The sequence below is a fragment of the Pseudomonas sp. M5A4_2d genome, from assembly GCF_053345295.1.
On sequence record NZ_JBKEZW010000002.1, the window covers coordinates 676,052 to 691,853 of the forward strand.

General features: G+C 61.3%; 15 protein-coding genes. 6 read left to right on the forward strand and 9 right to left on the reverse strand.

All coding sequences use genetic code 11. From position 1 onward, the window contains the following. Positions 1 to 30 precede the first annotated feature (30 nt). The gene (locus ACLBW8_RS10095; protein ID WP_064449994.1) at positions 31 to 918 is read left to right on the forward strand and encodes a lysophospholipid acyltransferase; all 888 of its coding nucleotides are present in this window, start codon (positions 31 to 33) and stop codon (positions 916 to 918) included. Positions 919 to 1,052: 134 nt separating this feature from the next. Here the strand turns inward: ACLBW8_RS10095 and ACLBW8_RS10100 are convergent, their stop codons facing one another. The 5 genes from ACLBW8_RS10100 to def form a co-directional block, all read right to left on the reverse strand. Beyond that, positions 1,053 to 1,364 (reverse strand): hypothetical protein, encoded by a 312-nt coding sequence (locus ACLBW8_RS10100; RefSeq protein ID WP_064449995.1) that lies wholly within the window; start codon positions 1,362 to 1,364, stop codon positions 1,053 to 1,055. A 135-nt stretch (positions 1,365 to 1,499) separates the two neighbouring features. Further along, entirely contained in the window at positions 1,500 to 2,873 is a 1,374-nt protein-coding gene (gene trkA, locus ACLBW8_RS10105; protein WP_064449996.1) for a Trk system potassium transporter TrkA, read from the reverse strand. A 22-nt stretch (positions 2,874 to 2,895) separates the two neighbouring features. Further along, positions 2,896 to 4,206 carry a 16S rRNA (cytosine(967)-C(5))-methyltransferase RsmB gene (gene rsmB / locus ACLBW8_RS10110; RefSeq protein ID WP_447805279.1) on the reverse strand — a complete coding sequence of 437 codons (1,311 nt, stop codon included), beginning with the start codon at positions 4,204 to 4,206 and terminating at the stop codon, positions 2,896 to 2,898. Continuing rightward, positions 4,203 to 5,156 (reverse strand): methionyl-tRNA formyltransferase, encoded by a 954-nt coding sequence (fmt, locus tag ACLBW8_RS10115; protein WP_447805280.1) that lies wholly within the window; start codon positions 5,154 to 5,156, stop codon positions 4,203 to 4,205. The genes rsmB and fmt overlap by 4 nt, the downstream gene beginning before the upstream one ends. A gap of 69 nt (positions 5,157 to 5,225) precedes the next feature. Next, positions 5,226 to 5,732: a peptide deformylase gene (def, locus tag ACLBW8_RS10120; protein WP_064449999.1), complete on the reverse strand. Its 507-nt coding sequence runs from the start codon at positions 5,730 to 5,732 to the stop codon at positions 5,226 to 5,228. A gap of 135 nt (positions 5,733 to 5,867) precedes the next feature. Between def and ACLBW8_RS10125 the strand changes: the two genes are divergently transcribed. The 3 genes from ACLBW8_RS10125 (at position 5,868) to ACLBW8_RS10135 (ending at position 8,417) form a co-directional block, all read left to right on the forward strand. Continuing rightward, the gene (locus ACLBW8_RS10125) at positions 5,868 to 6,647 is read left to right on the forward strand and encodes a peptidoglycan-binding protein (protein WP_447805281.1); all 780 of its coding nucleotides are present in this window, start codon (positions 5,868 to 5,870) and stop codon (positions 6,645 to 6,647) included. A 63-nt stretch (positions 6,648 to 6,710) separates the two neighbouring features. Next, on the forward strand, positions 6,711 to 7,805 hold the full coding sequence (dprA, locus tag ACLBW8_RS10130; protein WP_447805282.1) for a DNA-processing protein DprA: 1,095 nt from the start codon (positions 6,711 to 6,713) through the stop codon (positions 7,803 to 7,805). Between the two features lie 54 nt (positions 7,806 to 7,859). Beyond that, positions 7,860 to 8,417, forward strand: coding sequence for an L-threonylcarbamoyladenylate synthase (locus ACLBW8_RS10135; RefSeq protein ID WP_053253621.1), 558 nt, complete (start codon positions 7,860 to 7,862; stop codon positions 8,415 to 8,417). Between the two features lie 131 nt (positions 8,418 to 8,548). Here the strand turns inward: ACLBW8_RS10135 and ACLBW8_RS10140 are convergent, their stop codons facing one another. Beyond that, on the reverse strand, positions 8,549 to 9,526 hold the full coding sequence (locus ACLBW8_RS10140) for an NADPH:quinone reductase (protein WP_447805283.1): 978 nt from the start codon (positions 9,524 to 9,526) through the stop codon (positions 8,549 to 8,551). 159 nt (positions 9,527 to 9,685) lie between these two features. Between ACLBW8_RS10140 and hemF the strand changes: the two genes are divergently transcribed. Then, positions 9,686 to 10,618, forward strand: a complete 933-nt coding sequence (gene hemF, locus ACLBW8_RS10145; protein WP_221295978.1) for an oxygen-dependent coproporphyrinogen oxidase — start codon at positions 9,686 to 9,688, stop codon at positions 10,616 to 10,618. After that, entirely contained in the window at positions 10,618 to 11,436 is an 819-nt protein-coding gene (aroE, locus tag ACLBW8_RS10150; protein ID WP_447805284.1) for a shikimate dehydrogenase, read from the forward strand. Before hemF ends, aroE begins: the two co-directional genes overlap by 1 nt. 128 nt (positions 11,437 to 11,564) lie before the next feature. On the opposite strand, the gene ACLBW8_RS10155 is transcribed toward aroE, so the two are convergent. From ACLBW8_RS10155 to betC, 3 genes are all read right to left on the reverse strand, one after another. Further along, positions 11,565 to 13,133, reverse strand: coding sequence for a SulP family inorganic anion transporter (locus ACLBW8_RS10155; RefSeq protein ID WP_447805285.1), 1,569 nt, complete (start codon positions 13,131 to 13,133; stop codon positions 11,565 to 11,567). A 158-nt stretch (positions 13,134 to 13,291) separates the two neighbouring features. After that, a complete protein-coding gene (gene choX / locus ACLBW8_RS10160; protein WP_447805286.1) occupies positions 13,292 to 14,212 on the reverse strand; it encodes a choline ABC transporter substrate-binding protein in 921 nt (306 codons plus the stop codon). A gap of 16 nt (positions 14,213 to 14,228) precedes the next feature. Continuing rightward, the gene (gene betC / locus ACLBW8_RS10165) at positions 14,229 to 15,743 is read right to left on the reverse strand and encodes a choline-sulfatase (protein WP_447805287.1); all 1,515 of its coding nucleotides are present in this window, start codon (positions 15,741 to 15,743) and stop codon (positions 14,229 to 14,231) included. Positions 15,744 to 15,802: the final 59 nt, after the last annotated feature.

Genomic DNA, 15,802 nt, shown 5'->3' on the forward strand with positions numbered 1-15,802 from the left:
TTGCGCACCACACACGATCAGGAGTGACCTGTGGAAAAGTTTAAAGGCGCCTTGCTGGTAGGCGCTCTTCGGTTGTTTGCCCTATTGCCCTGGCGCGCGGTTCAAGCGGTCGGCACGGCGATTGGCTGGATCATGTGGAAAACCCCCAACCGTTCCCGCGAGACGGTGCGGATCAACCTGTCCAAATGCTTCCCCGACATGGACCCCGCCGCACGCGAGCGCCTGGTCGGCCAGAGCCTCATGGATATCGGTAAGTCCCTGACTGAAAGCGCCTGCGCCTGGATCTGGCCCGCCCAGCGTTCCATCGACCTGGTGCGTGAAGTCGAAGGCCTGGAGGTGCTGCATGAAGCATTGGCCTCGGGCAAAGGCGTGGTCGGCATCACCAGCCACCTGGGTAACTGGGAAGTGTTGAACCACTTCTATTGCAGCCAGTGCAAACCGATCATCTTCTACCGACCGCCGAAGCTGAAAGCGGTGGACGATTTGTTGCGCAAACAGCGGGTGCAGTTGGGTAACCGAGTAGCCGCATCGACCAAGGAAGGCATTCTCAGCGTCATCAAGGAAGTGCGCAAAGGTGGCCAGGTGGGCATTCCCGCCGACCCGGAGCCGGCGGAATCGGCAGGCATCTTCGTGCCGTTCTTTGCTACCCAGGCGCTGACCAGCAAGTTCGTGCCTAACATGCTCGCGGGCCACAAAGCCGTGGGCGTGTTCCTGCATGCCCTGCGACTGCCGGACGGCTCGGGTTACAAAGTGATTTTGGAAGCAGCGCCGGAAGATATGTACAGCACCGACACCGCCACGTCCTGCGCGGCGATGAGCAAGGTGGTGGAGCGCTATGTCGGCGCCTACCCGAGCCAGTACATGTGGAGCATGAAGCGCTTCAAGAAACGCCCGCCCGGTGAGGCGCGGTGGTACTGATTTACGACTGACTTACGGTCGATGCAAAACTAATGTGGGAGCGGGCTTGCTCGCGAATGCGGTGTAACAGACACACATTAAGTGACTGACACGACGCCTTCGCGAGCAAGCCCGCTCCCACATTTTGGATCCGCTTAGGCCTGGCGATCGAGTTTTTTCAGGAACACCGTCATCTCTTTCTCGGCCTGCTTGTCGCCATGCGCCAGGGCCGCTTCGATACCCTTTTCCCACGCCTGCCGTGCTGCCGCATTATCACCCAGCCCTTGCTGCGCCTTGCCTAACAACTTCCATGCCGCCGAATACTTCGGGTCAAACTCGACGCATTTTTGCAGATGCTCCGCCGCCTTGGCGTTGTCCTTCACGTCCAGATAACCCTTGCCCAAGCCAAAGCGCAGCAGTGAATTATCCACACCCTTGGCGAGCATTTTTTCCAGGGATTCGAGCATGGCTGTGCATCCTTTAGCTAGGTAGGGTTTTCAATAACGCACCGCGGGCAAACCCGCTCCCACAGCAGCTATCCGATTACCTGTGGGAGCGGGCTTGCCCGCGATGACGGCCGCAGGCTCAGCTGAATTTGTTGATCAGAAAAAGCTCAACCCCACGTGGAACAACTTCTCCACATCGCGGATATGTTTTTTATCCACCAGGAACAGAATCACATGGTCACCCGTGGCGATCACCGTATCGTCGTGGGCGATGATCACCTCTTCGTCACGAATGATCGCGCCGATGGTGGTGCCCGGCGGCAGGCCGATATCGCGGATGGCCTTGCCGATGACCTTGCTCGACTTTGAATCACCATGCGCAATCGCCTCAATGGCTTCCGCCGCGCCCCGGCGCAGGGAGTGCACGCTGACGATATCGCCACGGCGCACGTGGGCGAGCAAAGTGCCAATGGTGGCCAACTGAGGGCTGATGGCGATGTCGATATCGCCGCCCTGGATCAGGTCGACATAGGCCGGGTTGTTGATGATGGTCATCACCTTCTTGGCCCCCAGCCGCTTGGCCAAGAGCGAGGACATGATGTTGGCCTCGTCATCGTTGGTCAGGGCCAGGAAGATATCGGCATCGGCGATATTCTCTTCCATCAATAGGTCGCGGTCTGAGGCGCTGCCTTGCAGTACGACGGTGCTGTCGAGGGTGTCGGACAAATGCCGGCAGCGTGCCGGGTTCATCTCGATGATCTTCACCTGGTAGCGGCTTTCGATCGCCTCCGCCAAACGCTCGCCGATCTGCCCGCCGCCGGCGATGACGATGCGCTTGTAGGTCTCATCCAGGCGGCGCATTTCGCTCATGACCGCGCGAATATTCGCTTTGGCGGCGATGAAAAATACTTCGTCGTCTGCTTCGATCACCGTATCGCCCTGGGGCAGAATCGGCCGATCGCGACGGAAAATCGCCGCTACGCGGGTTTCCACATTCGGCATGTGCTCGCGCAGTTGGCGCAGTTGCTGGCCCACCAGCGGGCCGCCGTAGTAAGCCTTAACCGCCACCAGTTGCGCCTTGCCCTCGGCAAAGTCGATCACCTGCAAAGCACCGGGGATTTCGATCAGGCGCTTGATGTAGTGGGTCACGACTTGCTCGGGGCTGATCAACACGTCCACCGGAATCGCGTCGTTGTCGAAAAGCCCTGCACGAGTCAGGTAAGCCGCCTCACGTACGCGGGCGATTTTGGTTGGGGTGTGGAACAGAGTGTGGGCGACCTGGCAGGCGACCATGTTGGTTTCGTCGCTATTGGTGACGGCCACCAGCATGTCGGCATCGTCAGCACCCGCCTGGCGCAGCACCGTCGGGAATGACGCGCGGCCTTGCACGGTGCGGATGTCCAGGCGGTCACCGAGGTTGCGCAGGCGCTCGGCATCGGTGTCGACCACGGTGATGTCGTTGGCTTCGCTGGCCAAATGTTCAGCCAGCGTGCCGCCGACCTGCCCAGCTCCAAGGATGATGATTTTCATCCGGTCACTCCCTTAAACCCGTTCAGCCGCGTGCGGCGGCAATCTTGATCAGTTTGGCGTAGTAGAAGCCATCGTGTCCGCCTTCCTGTGCAAGCAATTGGCGGCCGTGGGGCTGCTTGATGCCGGCCGTTGTAGCGAGGTCCAGCTCGCGCGCGCCGCTGGTGCGGGCGAGGAAGGCTTCGATCACCTCTGTGTTTTCGGTGGGCAAAGTGGAGCAGGTGGCGTAAAGCAGGATGCCGCCAACTTCGAGGGTCGGCCACATGGCGTCGAGCAGTTCGCCTTGCAGTACGGCCAGGGCGGCGATGTCGTCGGGCTGGCGGGTCAGCTTGATGTCCGGGTGGCGACGGATGACGCCGGTGGCGGAGCATGGCGCATCCAGCAGGATGCGCTGGAACGGTTTGCCGTCCCACCAGGTGGCAGTGTCGCGACCGTCGGCGGCGATCAGGTCGGCACTCAGGCCCAGGCGCGCGAGGTTTTCGCGCACGCGCACCAGGCGCTTGGCTTCCAGGTCGACGGCGACCACACCGGCGAGGTCTTTTTCGACTTCCAGAATGTGACAAGTCTTACCGCCTGGCGCGCAGCAGGCGTCGAGTACGCGCTGGCCCGGTGCCAGGTCGAGCAGGTCGGCGGCCAGTTGCGCGGCTTCGTCCTGCACGCTGATCCAGCCTTCGGCAAAGCCCGGCAGGCTGCGTACGTCGGCGGCGGCTTCCAGCACGATGCCATCAGGGCTATACACACACGGTGTGGCGCTGATGCCGGCCTCGGTGAGCAATTGCAGGTAAGCGTCACGGCTGTGATGACGGCGGTTAACCCGCAAAATCATCGGCGGATGTGCATTGTTGGCCGCGCAAATGGCTTCCCATTGTTCAGGCCAGAACGCTTTCAAGGACTTTTGCAGCCAGCGCGGGTGCGCGGTGCGCACCACGGGGTCGTGTTCCAGTTCGGCCAGCAGCGCTTCGCTCTCGCGCTGAGCACGGCGTAGCACGGCATTGAGCAGGGCTTTGGCCCAGGGCTTTTTCAGTTTGTCGGCGCAACCAACGGTTTCACCGATGGCGGCGTGGGCCGGCACGCGGGTGTAGAGCAACTGATACAGGCCGACCAGCAGCAGCGCTTCCACGTCGGCATCGGCTGCCTTGAATGGCTTTTGCAGCAGCTTGGCCGCCAGCGCCGACAAGCGTGGCTGCCAACGGGCCGTACCAAACGCCAGGTCCTGGGTGAAGCCGCGATCGCGGTCTTCGACTTTATCCATTTGAGTAGGCAGCGAACTGTTCAACGAAGCCTTGCCGTTGAGGACGGCGGCGAGGGCCTTGGCGGCGGCCAGACGCGGGTTCATTGAGCGACCGCCCCGAGAACCGTGCCCAGGGCGAATTTCTCACGACGGCTGTTGAACAAATCGCTGAAATTAAGCGCTTTGCCACCGGGCAATTGCAGACGCGTCAGACACAACGCCTGCTCTCCGCAGGCGACCAGCAGGCCTTCCTTGCTGGCACCGATGATTTCACCGGGAGCGCCTTTGCCGTCAGCCAAGGTGGCGGCCAACACTTTCAAGGCTTCACCGCTGAGGGTGCTGTGGCAGATCGGCCATGGATTGAACGCGCGCACCAAGCGTTCCAGCTTCACGGCCGGGCGGCTCCAGTCGATACGCGCTTCGTCTTTGTTCAGTTTGTGCGCGTAGGTGGCAAGGCTGTCGTCCTGCACTTCGCCTTCCAGGGTGCCGGCAGCCAGGCCGGCGATGGCCTGGAGCACGGCAGGTGGGCCCATCTCGGCCAAGCGGTCGTGCAGGCTGCCGCCGGTGTCTTCGCCGGTGATCGGGGTGGTGACTTTGAGCAGCATCGGGCCGGTGTCCAGACCCGCCTCCATGCGCATCACGGTCACGCCGCTTTCGCTGTCACCGGCTTCCACGGCGCGCTGGATCGGCGCCGCACCGCGCCAGCGTGGCAGCAGCGAAGCATGGCTGTTGATGCAGCCCAGGCGCGGAATATCCAGCACTGCCTGAGGCAGGATCAAGCCATAGGCCACGACCACCAGCAGGTCTGGCTTCAACGCGGCCAGCTCTGCCTGGGCATCGGTGTTACGCAGGGTCGGTGGTTGCAGCACGGCAATGTTGTGCTCAAGCGCCAGCTGCTTGACCGGGCTCGGCATCAGTTTTTGCCCGCGACCGGCCGGGCGATCCGGCTGGGTGTACACCGCGACGATGTCATAAGGGCTGGCAAGCAGGGCCTTTAGGTGTTCGGCGGCAAATTCAGGAGTGCCGGCAAAAACAATGCGCAGTGGCTCGGTCATGGGAGTTCTCGGTTAAAAACAGTCACAAAAGAAAAAGGCTTGCCGCAGCAAGCCTTTGGAAGAAGGGCATCAAGCTTGCTGGCGATGCTTTTTTTCCAGCTTCTTCTTGATCCGGTCGCGTTTAAGCGTGGACAGGTAATCGACAAACAGTTTGCCGTTGAGGTGGTCGCATTCGTGCTGAATGCACACCGCCAGCAGGCCCTCTGCGATCAGCTCGTAGGGCTTGCCGTCACGGTCCAGGGCTTTGATCTTCACGCGCACCGGGCGTTCGACGTTCTCGTAGAACTCCGGCACCGAGAGGCAGCCCTCCTGGTATTCGCCCATCTCCTCGGTCAGCGGTTCGAACTCGGGGTTGATAAACACCCGAGGCTCGCTGCGATCTTCCGACAGGTCCATGACCACGACGCGCTGATGCACGTTGACCTGGGTCGCGGCGAGGCCGATGCCCGGGGCTTCATACATTGTTTCAAACATGTCATCGACCAACTGACGAACCTTGTCGTCCACTACGGCCACCGGTTTGGCGATCGTGCGCAGGCGCGAGTCGGGGAATTCGAGGATGTTCAAAATAGCCATAAGCGTAATTGCTGCACATGTGAGGTAGAGGCAAATCGGCGTTGGGATGGACCCAGACAGCCGGTGTGAAAGGTTCGAAAGCCGCGAAGGCTATGGCATTTCACGCGAACGTACATAATAAAGGAGATTCACCCCATGAGGAAATCGCTACTCGTCTTGCTGCTGTGGGCGCCGCTCACCATGGCGCTGCTGAAACTGCCCGAACAGCGGCTGAATCAGGCGGCGCAACAGGCCATACAGCGCTTTTTGCTGCATAACCGCATCCTCGATACGCCTCAGGATCTGGATAACGCGCCTTATATTGTTGCGGCCGAGGCGGGTCGAGTGCTGGGCGCCAATGACGAACGTGTGCACGCCAGGGGCAACCTGGACCCGGTCCAGCCAAGCTATGGAATCTTTCGCCGAGGCAAGGTTTACACCGACCCGGACACCCAGGAACTGCTGGGGGTCAACGCCGACGACATCGGCACCGCGCGGTTTTTGATGGCCGGCGACCTCACCACCCTTGCAGTGCAGCGAGTGACCCAGGAAGTCCGCCCAGGCGACCGATTGCTGCGCGCCGAACCTGGCGTCGAGTTGTCCAGGCTGCAAACGCCGCCGCACCCCGCGGCCCTTATCAAAGGGCACATCATCGACGTTCCCAAAGGCGTGACCCAGATCGGCGTGTTGGACGCCGTCACCTTGAACAAGGGCCGCCGCGACGGCCTGGTCGAAGGCCAAGTGCTCACGGTGATCAAGCAGGGCGCCACCGTAAGGGATGTCCTCAGCGGCGCTTTGACGAAACTTCCTGATGAGCGCGCCGGCACCCTGCAGGTGTTCCGCGCCTATGAAAAGCTCAGTTATGGCCTGGTTCTCAGCGCTTCAAGGTCGCTGGCGGTGATGGACCGTTTTGAGACTGCCCAACAAACACAATAAATAGCCTGCTAAATAAGTTACCAACAGAGTTATCCACAGCTTGTTCCGATCAAGGATGATCAAATGTATCCGACAAACAGCCATGAAATTTCCCCGTCAGAACTGGAAGCCCGACTACGCTTGCACAGGCTGCCAGAACTGGGCCCCAAGCGTTTTCGTGTGTTGATCGAAGCATTCGGTTCTGCCTCAAAGGCTATCAGTGCGCCTGCCAGTGCCTGGCGCTCCCTCGGGTTACCGCCTGGCAGTGCGGATGCCCGACGCAGCCCACAAATCCGTGACAGCGCCAGTGACGCGCTCGCGTGGTTGGAGCATCCCGCCCAGCATTTACTGATGTGGGACCAACCTGAGTACCCTGCCTTGCTTGCACAGATTGACGACGCCCCACCGTTATTGTTCGTCGCCGGCGACCCCAATATTCTGGAAAAACCGCAGTTGGCCATGGTCGGCAGTCGGCGCGCTTCCAGACCCGGGCTGGACACGGCCGCCGCCTTTTCCCGCAGCCTGGCGAGTGCCGGTTTTGTCATCACCAGCGGGTTGGCCTTGGGCATTGACGGCGCTGCGCATCAAGCGGCATTGGACGTCGGCGGGCAGACAATCGGTGTGCTTGGCACCGGCCTGGAAAATTTTTATCCACAGCGACACCGGCAGCTCGCAGCCGCGATGATTGCCGAAGGTAGCGCGGTGGTTTCCGAGTTTCCGCTGGACGCCGCGCCTCAGGCCGCTAACTTTCCACGGCGCAACCGGATCATCAGTGGCCTGTCGCTGGGGGTGCTGGTGGTAGAAGCCAGCTTGGCCAGCGGCTCGCTGATCACTGCAAAGCTCGCCGCCGAGCAGGGGCGTGAGGTGTATGCGATCCCCGGCTCCATCCATCATCCGGGCGCCAAGGGCTGTCATCAGTTGATTCGCGATGGTGCGACGTTGGTCGAGTCCATCGAGCATATTCTTGAAGGGTTGCGCGGCTGGCAGGCCTTGTCTCGCCCGGCACCGATGCCGGTGACTCACCCGCTGGTGGCGCTGCTGCATGCCGCGCCTCATACCAGCGAGGCCCTGGCGATTGCCAGCGGGCGACCCTTGTCCCACGTGCTGGCGGCCCTTACCGAGCTCGAGCTCGAAGGCCAGGTGATCTGTGAAAGCGGGCGGTGGCTTGCGCGCTGCTAGGTTTTGTAAAGAACATCGGTAAACTGCGCAGAGCTTTAGTTCGGAGAGTGAGCAATGGTCAACAGGTGGCGTGTGCTGGAAACCGCACGAGAAATTCGCGCAGGCGCGGTGATCGCCTACCCGACCGAAGCGGTCTGGGGCCTTGGCTGCGACCCGTGGAATGAAGAGGCGGTGGACCGATTGCTGGCGATCAAGAATCGGTCGGTGGACAAGGGGCTGATCCTGGTGGCGGACAATATTCGCCAGTTCGATTTTCTTTTTGAAGATTTCCCGGACACCTGGATCGAGCGCATGGCCAGCACTTGGCCTGGGCCGAATACCTGGTTGGTTCCCCATCAGGACTTGCTGCCTGAATGGGTGACAGGTGTGCACGACACAGTCGCCTTGCGGGTCAGCGATCATCCGCTGGTGCGGGATTTATGCTCATTGGTCGGGCCGCTGATATCCACGTCGGCCAACCCGCAGGGCCGCCCGGCAGCGCGCACGCGGCTTCGTGTGGAGCAGTACTTCCGTGGCCAGGTTGATCGGGTATTGGGCGGCGCCCTGGGTGGGCGCAAGAACCCAAGCCTGATTCGCGATTTGGCGACAGGCGAGGTTGTGCGGCCCTCCTGATACCGAGGTGTGGCCATCGCGGGCAAGCCCGCTCCCACATTCGATGGCGTTCCTTCAGTTGGAATCCGATCAAAATGTGGGAGCGGGCTTGCCCGCGATGAGGCCCTCACAGCCCTGGTAGATCAGTCGCCTTACGGCAACAGAATGGTCGACCCCGTCGTCCGCCGGCCCGACAATTCCGTCTGCGCCTTCGCAGCCTCAGCCAGCGAAAACCGCTGGTTGATATCAATGCGCACCTTGCCGCTCTTGATCATCGAGAACAGGTCATCGGCCATGGTCTGCAAGTCTTTTGGATTGCTGGCATAGGTCGCCAAGGTCGGCCGGGTGACATACAGCGAGCCCTTTGCGGCCAGAATCCCCAGGTTCACCCCGTCCACCGCGCCTGACGCATTGCCAAAACTCACCACCAGCCCACGCGGCGCCACGCTGTTCAGCGAGGTCAGCCACGTGTCCTTGCCGACGCCGTCGTACACCACAGGCACTTTTTTGCCGTCGGTCAATTCCAGTACGCGTTGTGCGACGTTTTCCTTGCTGTAGTCGATGGTTTCCCAGGCACCGAGGGATTTGGCCAGGGCGGCTTTTTCCGGGGAGCTCACGGTACCGATCAACTTAACGCCCAAAGCCTTGGCCCATTGGCAGGCCAGGGAGCCCACGCCACCGGCAGCGGCGTGGAACAGAATGGTTTCGCCACCCTTCAACTCGTAGGTCTGGCGCAGCAGGTACTGCACGGTCAGGCCTTTGAGCATGGCGCCGGCGGCTTGTTCGAAGCTGATCTCATCCGGCAGGTGCACCAGGTTGGCGGCGGGCAATACATGCAGCTCGCTGTAGGCGCCAAGTGGGCCACTGCCGTAGGCCACGCGGTCACCGACCTTGAACTGGGTGACCTCGCTGCCCACCGCATCCACCACACCGGCACCTTCTGCGCCCAGGCCCGATGGCAGGGCCGGCGGCGCATAGAGACCGCTGCGGAAGTAGGTGTCGATGAAGTTCAGGCCGATGGCCTCGTTGCGCACGCGAACCTGCTGAGGGCCCGGTTCTGCCGGGGTGTAGTCCACATACTCAAGCACTTCGGGGCCGCCATGGGCACGGAACTGGATACGTTTGGCCATCTGCACTTCTCCTGAGGTCGATTCGCGTAGCCCTCTATCGGACTCCTAAGCTTGATCTTCGTCAACTGCGGCTTACTGGAGTGCGGTGGTATCCTGTGCGCCCATTTGCCGCCGACGCCCAATGGCCTCGCGTAGCTTTGCCCGATTCAAGGTGATGCCATGACTACCCGCACCGAGGCTGTTAAAGCCTACCTGCTCGACCTGCAAGACCGCATTTGCAGCGCCCTGGAAACCTTTGAGACGGACACTCGCTTTATCGAAGACGCCTGGACCCGGCCTGCGGGCGGTGGCGGTCGCACCCGTGTGATCGAAAACGGTTCGGTGATCGAAAAAGGCGGTGTTAACTTTTCCCACGTGTTTGGCAGTGGCCTCCCACCGTCCGCCAGCGCGCATCGTCCTGAGCTGGCCGGCCGTGGGTTTGAAGCCCTCGGCGTGTCGCTGGTGATCCACCCGCACAACCCCCATGTGCCGACGTCCCACGCCAACGTGCGCTTTTTCATCGCCGAAAAAGAAGGCGAAGAGCCGGTGTGGTGGTTCGGTGGTGGCTTCGACCTCACGCCGTACTACGGCAATGAAGAAGACTGTATCCATTGGCACCGCGTGGCCGAGCAGGCCTGTGCGCCATTCGGCGCGGATGTGTACTCGCGCTACAAGGCCTGGTGCGACACCTACTTCCACATCAAACATCGCAATGAGCCACGCGGTATTGGCGGCCTGTTTTTCGATGATTTGAACGAGTGGGACTTCGACACCTGCTTCGCCTTCATCCGCGCCATCGGCGACGCCTACATAGACGCCTACCTGCCGATCGTGCAGCGCCGCAAGGCCGCCGCCTACACCGAGCAGCAGCGTCACTTCCAGGAGTTCCGCCGTGGGCGCTATGTCGAGTTCAACCTCGTCTACGACCGTGGCACGCTGTTTGGCCTGCAATCGGGCGGCCGTACCGAGTCGATCCTGATGTCGCTGCCGCCGCAGGTGCGCTGGAGCTACGACTGGAAGGCCGAGGCTGGCAGCGAAGAGGCGCGCCTCACCGATTACTTCCTGCAAGATCGCGACTGGCTTGGCATCGCTGCGCCCAAGGCGGCTGTCTGATGGACCGTTATGTCGTCTTCGGCAACCCCATCGGCCACAGCAAGTCGCCGCTGATTCACCGTATGTTCGCCGAGCAAACCGGTGAGCAATTGGACTACAGCACCCTGCTCGCGCCGCTGGAGGATTTCACCGGCTGTGCCCGTGAGTTTTTTCAACAAGGCCGTGGCGCCAACGTCACCGTGCCGTTCAAGGAAGACGCGTATCGCCTGGCCACTCGCCTGACCGAACGCGCTCAGCGCGCCGGGGCGGTGAACACCTTGAGTAAGTTGGCCGATGGCGGCCTGCTCGGCGATAACACTGACGGCGCAGGCCTTGTGCGGGACCTGACGGTGAACGCCGGGTTGAGCCTGAAAGGTAAACGCATCCTGCTGCTGGGCGCCGGTGGCGCAGTACGCGGGGCGCTGGAGCCATTGCTGGCTGAGCAACCGGCTTCGCTGATCATCGCCAATCGGACGGTGGAAAAAGCCGAGTTGCTTGCCGAGCTGTTCGACGACCTGGGCCCGGTGTCTGCCAGCGGTTTCGACTGGCTGCGTGAGCCGGTGGACGTGATCATCAATGCCACGTCCGCCAGCCTGTCAGGCGATGTACCGCCGATTGCCGGCAGCCTTATCGAGCCGGGCAAGACCTTCTGCTACGACATGATGTACGCCAAGGAACCGACCGCGTTCTGCCGCTGGGCCTCTGAGCAGGGCGCAGCGGTGTCGATGGATGGCCTGGGCATGCTGGTGGAGCAAGCAGCGGAAGCCTTCTTCCTGTGGCGTGGTGTGCGCCCGGATTCGGCGCCTGTATTGGCCGAGTTGCGTAGGCAGTTGGCCTGACACAAAGCGAATGTGGGCACAGTCAGTGTGGGAGCGGGCTTGCTCGCGAAAGCGGTGCGTCAGTCAATAATTACTTAACTGAGCCACCGCATTCGCGAGCAAGCCCGCTCCCACAGTTTTAACCGTGTTTATTCTTCAAAATGGATGAGGCAGTTGTCGGCCCCTTCCAATTTCTTTAATTCTTCCACTACCTGCGGCCTGGCTCGGCGCAACGTCAGGCTACGTCCCGCTCTGTGCAAGCGCCGCGCCTCCTGGTGCAACATTTCCACCCCGGAATAGTCGATAAAGTTGATCTGCTGCGCCTCGATCACCACCCGCTCGCCTTGCAGGCTTTGCAGGCGCACTTGCAGGTAATGGCTGGCGCCAAAAAAGATCGAGCCGCCGACCCGCAATACATCCTCGTCACCGTCACGCCATTGCTGAACCCGTGGTTGCGACGTGCGTTTGAGGTAGAAAAACAGCGACGCCAGCACCCCCGCGTAAATCGCCGTCTGCAGCTCCAGCAACAAGGTGGCGACGCAGGTCAGGCTCATCACCACAAACTCGGCACGGCTCACGCGAAACAATGCGCGAATGCCGCGGTGGTCCACCAGGCCCCAGCAAATCAAAAGGATGCTCGCGGCCATGCTGGGAATCGGAATGTGCGCGATCAACGCCGCGCCAAACAGCGCAAACAGCGCCACCCACGCTGCGGAAAACACACCCGCCAAGGGCGAACACGCACCCGCCTCATAGCTGAGGCCGGAACGCGTAAAGGAACCGGCTGACAAGTAGCCAGAGAAAAATCCGCCCACGATATTGGATAAACCCTGCGCCCGGACTTCCTGATTGGCGTCGAGTAACTGCTGCGAGCGCGCCGACAGCGAGCGGGCAATCGACAGGCTCGTCACCAGCCCCAGCATGCCCACCGCCACGGCGCTGGGCAGCAGGCGCAGGAGCATATCCAGGTCCATCGGCAATGGGCTGAACGGCGGCAGTTTGCCCACGAATGAACTGACCCGCGCCACCTGCCCGAACATCGTCGGCCACAGCCACGCGGCCAGGCTGCCCAGAGCCAGAGCGATCAATAGCGTGGGCCAGCGTGGCACCAGGTACTTGAGCAAAGCACCCACCAGCAAGGTGCCCAAGCCGAGGGCGAGTGAGGCATGGTCCCACTCGCCGGCATGGTTGATCAGCGCCAACAGGCTATTGATCGCCGTGGCCTCGCTTGGTAAATCCAGCCCCAACAGGTTGGGTAACTGCCCTAATGCAATCACCACGGCAGCACCCAGGGTGAAACCCAGCACCACGGAATGGGAGACGAAATTCACCAGCGCACCGAAGCGCAGCATGCCCAGCAACCACTGGAAAACGCCGGCGAGGAAGGTCAGCAGCAGGATCAAGGTGATGTAGTCCTGCGACCCCGGCACGGCCAAGGGACTGATGCTGGCGTAGAGCACGATGGAAATTGCCGCTGTAGGGCCGCAGATCAGGTGCCAGGAGGAACCCCAGAGGCAGGCGATCAGCACCGGAATAATCGCGGCGTACAAGCCGTATTCGGGTGGCAGGCCGGCGATCAGCGCGTAGGCAATCGACTGCGGCAAGGCGAGTACCGCGCCGCTGAGGCCGACCATCGCGTCCCGGCCGACACTGGCGCGGGTTTGGCGCGGGAGCCAGGCGAGGAAGGGGAAGAGTGTATGGCGGTTGAGCCGGGGCATCGCAAACTCGGTAGAAAGGGTTAGCTCAGAGTATCAGTCCACACCGACCCCTGTGGGAGCGGGGGTGTGTGGGAGCTGGCTTGCCTGCGATCCAGGCACCTCGGTATTACTGATACACCGCGGTGATGCTATCGCAGGCAAGCCAGCTCCCACAGGCATTAGAGTTTGGCTTTTACCGCCGCTAACGCATCCTGGCCATCCACGGTTTTTACGCCATCGAGCCACTTATCCAACACCGCCGGGTTCGCCTTGATCCAGGCCTTGGCGGCATCAGCATTGCTGACTTTTTTATTCACCACTTCAGCCATGATGCTGTTTTCCATGTCCTGGGTAAAACTCAGGTTGGTCAGCAGCTTCCCGACATTCGGGCAGGCCTGTGCATAACCCTTGCGGGTCAGGGTAAACACGCTGCCTTTGTCACCGAAGTACTTCTCGCCACCCTTGAGGTAATGCATTTTCAACTGCACGTTCATCGGGTGCGGCGTCCAGCCGAGGAAGGTGACGAAACGCTGTTTCTTCACCGCGCGTGATACCTCAGCCAGCATCGCCTGCTCACTCGACTCGATCAGCTTCCACTGGCCCAGGTCGAAGTCGTTCTTTTTGATGATTTCCTGCAGCGAGATATTCGCCGGCGCGCCGGAGCCGATGCCGTAGATCTTTTTGTCGAACTTGTCCGCAAACCTGTTCAAGTCGGCAAAGTCATGCACCCCGGCGTCCCATACGTAGTCCGGGACGGCGAGGGTGAACTCGGTGCCGTCGAGGTTTTTCGCCAGTTGCACCACATCGCCGTTGGCCACGAACTTGTCATAGAAGCCCTGCTGCGCCGGCATCCAGTTACCCAGGAACACATCCACCTGGCCGTCCTTGAGCCCGCCAAACGTAATCGGCACCGCCAGGGTGTCGACTTTGGCCTTGTAGCCCATGCCGTTCAACAGAAAACCGGCGATGGCATTGGTGGCGGCGATATCACTCCAGCCCGGATCGGCCATCTTCACGGTATCGCAGCTTGAGTCCGCATAGGCGCCGGCGCTGCTCAACGCCAGCAGTGCAACGCTCAACACGGTGGATAACTTTTGCATGGCCTTCCCCTCAGTTTTATTGGTTTTGGCAGGGTTGTGGATAACGTGCCTTGCGCTCCAGATCGTCGAGGTCGATATGGTTGCGCATGTATTGCTGACTGGCGTCTACCAGTGGCTGGTGGTCCCAGCTCTTCAGCTTGCCCTGGGTCAGCGCCTCAAACACCAGGCGACGACGGCGTTGGCTGGCGAGCACCTGTTGGTGGATCGCCGGGATGTCCCATTTGGCCCGCGCCTCACGCAAAAACGCCTCGAACAGTGGCCGGTGTTCCGGTGACTGGCTGAGGTTCTCCCGCTCGTGCGGGTCGTTGTGCACATCGAACAGTAGACAAGGGTCGTCTTCGCTGTAGATGAACTTGTAAGCGCCACGGCGAATCATCATCAGCGGGCTGATGGTGCCTTCGGCCATGTATTCGCCGAACACTTCGTCGTGCCCGCCCAGCCCCTGCAAGTGCGGGACCAGTGAGCGGCCGTCCAGCGGCAAACGCGGGTCCAGCTCGCCGCCGGCCAGTTCCACCAGTGTCGGCAACAGGTCGGCCGTCGAGACGGCCCGGGACACGCGGCCAGCGGCAAACTGGCCTGGCGCACTGACCAGCAGCGGCACGCGGGCGGCCATTTCAAACCAGTGCATTTTGTACCAGAGGCCGCGCTCGCCGAGCATGTCGCCGTGGTCGCCGGAGAAGATGATGATGGTGTCATCGGCCAGGCCGGTGTCTTCCAGCGTCTGCAGGAGTTTGCCGACGTTGCTGTCGATGTAGCTGCACGCGCCGAAGTAGGCGCGGCGGGCATCGCGGATCTTGTCCAGCGGCAGCGGCTTGTCCCACAGGTCATACACCTTGAGCAGGCGCTGGGAGTGCGGGTCGAGGTCGACCTGGGCTGGCGTCGTAGGCAATGGGATGTCGCTGTTGTCGTACAGGTCCCAGAACGGTTTGGGAATGGTGTACGGGTCGTGTGGGTGAGTCATCGACACGGTCAGGCAGAACGGCTGGTCGCCGTCTTCACGGATATGGTCGAACAAATACTGCTGGGCCTTGAACACCACCTCTTCGTCGAAATCCAGCTGGTTGGTGCGCACGCACGGCCCGGCTTGCAGCACCGAGGACATGTTGTGATACCAGGTGGGGCGCACGTCCGGTTCATCCCAATTCACCGCCCAGCCATAGTCGGCGGGGTAGATGTCGCTGGTCAGGCGTTCTTCGTAACCGTGCAGTTGGTCTGGCCCGCAGAAGTGCATCTTGCCGGACAGCGCGGTGCGGTAGCCCAGGCGACGCAAGTAATGGGCGTAAGTCGGCACATCGGCGGGGAAATCCGCCGCGTTGTCGTAGGCGCCGATCTTGCTCGGCAACTGGCCACTGACCAGGGTGAAACGTGACGGCGCGCACAGGGGGCTGTTGCAATAAGCGGCGTCGAATACCACGCCCTGTGCAGCGAGGCGGCTCAGGTTGGGCAACTTGATCGGGGAAGGTCCGTAGAACGGAAGCATCGGCGCGGCCATTTGATCGGCCATGATGAAAAGAATGTTCTTGCGCTTCATGAGTCTTCGGCATTCCATAGGCGGTGTTTATGCGAATGAGCATGCAGCCCATGGAAAAT